The sequence below is a fragment of the Vibrio scophthalmi LMG 19158 genome (assembly GCF_000222585.1).
Classification (GTDB): domain Bacteria; phylum Pseudomonadota; class Gammaproteobacteria; order Enterobacterales; family Vibrionaceae; genus Vibrio; species Vibrio scophthalmi.
This window is the reverse complement of the sequence record NZ_AFWE01000082.1, coordinates 1-3279: the sequence shown is the minus strand read 5'-3', so window position 1 is coordinate 3279 and position 3279 is coordinate 1. Positions and strand designations below refer to the sequence as shown.

At 48.7% G+C, this 3279-nt stretch carries 3 protein-coding genes; all 3 read left to right on the top strand.

The features are described 5' to 3' along the window. On the top strand, positions 1-211 hold a 211-nt coding region (locus tag RH88_RS23565; protein WP_005594658.1), incomplete at its 5' end, for a phage tail assembly protein. A 129-nt stretch (positions 212-340) separates the two neighbouring features. Then, positions 341-2323, top strand: a complete 1983-nt coding sequence (locus tag RH88_RS07485) for a phage tail tape measure protein (RefSeq protein ID WP_005594656.1) — start codon at positions 341-343, stop codon at positions 2321-2323. Positions 2324-2325: 2 nt separating this feature from the next. Beyond that, a partial coding sequence (locus RH88_RS07480) for a DNA circularization protein (protein WP_005594654.1) occupies positions 2326-3279 on the top strand: 954 nt, incomplete at its 3' end.

The window sequence follows — 3279 nt, the reverse complement described above, 5'->3', positions numbered from 1 at the left end:
CGAGCCAAACTACGTGCTGGTGCGCAGCAATATCAAAGCGGGTGTTGCTCTAATGCGTCGTCAAATCAAGAGCATTGGTGATATTCAAGGGCCGATGAGCCATGCGGATATCAAAGGCTTGCACGCGGCTGACCTTGATATCATCCAGGCTCATATTAAAGCGATGGATACCGCTGCCGCACAAGCGTTGATTGCGCGGGGAAAGAGCTAATCGCGTATGCCGAAATTATCAATGAATCTTCGTTGATATTAGCGAAGTTTTACCACGGCAATGTGCACCATTTTTTAGATAAACCGATGTCCCGTTTTTTAAATGAATGCAAGAGGTTAAGAAAACTCAATGAGCAGCGAACTCAACGCTAGTATCCGCCTGAATCTGACGGGTAACTTAACAGAACGCTCTCGCCTTTATCAGCGGGAAATGAAATCAATGGCGCGGGAAACGCGCCTTTCTTTTCAAATCATGAACACCGCATCAAAGCAAGCGATGCGAGGTATCAATGCTGGCCTAGATAGCATGGGTAGCCGTTACGCTGGCTTTGCGGCCTCTCTTGCGGGTGGAATTAGCTTTAGAAATGCGGTGACTCTTGAGCAGCGAATGGCTCGCATAGGCGTTAATGCGGGTATAAGCACTGAAAAAATAAAAGCGCTTCAAGAGCAAGTTTATCAGTCAGCTATGAATCGTAATATTGCCGCTGACCCAAGCGAAATATTATCTGCAATCGAAAAAATAGCCAGCCGCACGGGCGATCTAGAATTTGCACGTAAAAATGTAGAAGCTTTAGGTCAAGCAATTCAAGCTACGGGAGCAATGGGTATTGATATCGGTGGCTTGGCTGCTGACCTGAGAAAGCTGGATATCGATGATGTTTCTCGAAGTATTAACATACTATCTTCCCAAGGTAATGAAGGTGCGTTTGAGCTTAAAGACTTAGCCCAATTTGGCCCGCGCTTACTTTCAGCGTATTCCGCCGCTGGCCGACGTGGTGAGTCAGCAATAACGGAATTAGGCGCAGCCATGCAAGTGCTCGTGTCGTCTACTGGTTCACCGGATATGGCTGCAACTGCGTTTGAATCTTTGCTTAACGAGCTACAAAACCCACAAAAGCAAAAACAACTCGCTATGTCAGGCATTAAGCTTTACGAAAAAAATGAGCAGAGAAAAGATATCCTTCGTTCTCTACCGGAGATAATGACTGATGTCGTGACTAAATTCGACGGCAATATGGTTCGCATCGGGATGATATTTGGCGATGAAGCTAGACGTGGTTTTAGTGATATTTCGTCAGAAATGAAAAATAAAGGCAAAGTTGAAGGCTTTAATAAATTCATGGATATGGATTTTGATTTCAATAAGAGCCGAAACGATGCAGCGACAATGGCGCAAACGACCGCTAGCGGTTTGCAACGACTTTCTACATCTTGGGATTACTTCATCCTTAACCAATTGAATGAGCCTCTAAATGAATTAGCTGACACGTTACATGGTGTAAGCACCGAGACAATGCAAAGCGCCTACAACATCGGTAAATGGGTTGCAGCAATTGGTGGTGCAACACTGATTATGCGCAAAATCGGCGTATTCAAAGGCGCATCATGGCTCTGGAATCGCTATCGCAAAGGCAAGAACGGCGGCCCTCTTGGTGGTATGGGTGAGTTGGGCAGTATGGGCGTGCAGCGCGTCTTTGTTGTCAATATGCCTGGTTCTGGCTTTGGTGGTGGTTACGGCGGCGGAGATTATGGTGGCCGTCGTCGCGATCGCCTTGGTCAGCGTCGTCCCCAACTTGGTGGCCCAAACTCGAACCCTTTGCGCTTAGGTGGCCCTGATTTTAGCGTGCTCGATGGCGCTTTTGATGGCCCTAACAACAAAGGCGGCCGCTTTAATGCCCTTCGTAATAGCCGCGCATCGAGAATGCTGATGGCAAACAGCGGCGGCCGTGTGTTTGGTCTGTTAGGTGGCGGCGTACAACTTGCTGATGTCGCCATGAATGGTGGCGATGCGTCTGATGTAGGCAGCGCCACAGGTTCAATGGGTGGTGGCTGGCTTGGCGCAAAATTAGGGGCATCCATTGGGACGTTCATTGCACCAGGTTTAGGCACAGCCATCGGTGGTGTTCTTGGTGGTCTAGTGGGCTCGTTTAGTGGTTCCCAGATTGGCGACTATGCAGGCTCATTCTTTGAGGGTAAACCTCAAGAGGTGCAAGGCGAAGTCAAAGTGATTGTTGAAGATAAGCGCACCTCAATTGAGAGCGTGACATCGAGTAGCCCTGGCATGAACTTTAGCGCTTACGCAGGCTCAGACCTCGGATTCTTTGGAGGTTAATCATGAACATGACAACCGAAAATAACCACGATTACCGCCCCGCGTCCTTTCGTGGGGTTGAGTTCTTCGTGGATGGTATTGAAGGCACAGGCGGACGTCGCGCTGTGCCTCATGCTTACCCCAAACGTGAGACAGGCTGGACAGAAGACAACGGCGCGGTATTGAGTCAGCAAAAAGTCACCGGCTTTTGTTTAGGTGATGATTACCTTGTTCAACTGGCGGCGATTTTAGAAGCGCTCAATAAACCAGGCCCAGGGGAGATGGTTCACCCTTGGTGGGGACGTCAACGCGTTCAGATTGGTAAGGTTACGCACTCGCTTAGCACCAAGAACGGCGGCTATGCCACGATTAGCTTTGAAGTGTTCGAGGCGGGCAATCCTCTCTTTCCAAGCCAAGTGGCTGACACCTCAGAAGAGGTCAAGAGCGCGGCATCAAGCGCACGTGAAGCGACCATTGAAGAGTTTGAGACGCAGTTTGAGACCGAAGAACTACCAAGCTACGCACAAGAGAGCTTACTTGATACCTTTAACGGGTACAGCGATTCCTTAAAAGAGATGGTGAACCAGTTACCAGACTTGCCGGATGATATCGGTAACTGGATAGATGCGATTGATAACTTCAAAAACAACGTAGGTTTGTTGATGGCTTATCCCGGGCAACTCGCAATGCAGGTAACAGACCTTATCTACGATGTGCACAACCTTGTGACCACGCCCCCTGCGGCGCTGGATGTGTACACCTCACTGAAAAATCGTTTTGATGGCATGAAAGCCTATGTGGATTTTGAAGATGGTAACACCGTAGATAAAGTCGTTTCACGCAACAAGGCGCTGACGCAGCAACTGTTCATCAATAGCCTTGCAACCGAGCAAGCGCAATCACTCAGCGATTCATTAAACGCCATGACTACCACTAAGAACGGCGATGATTCAGACTTTGATAGTAAGCGTGCTACT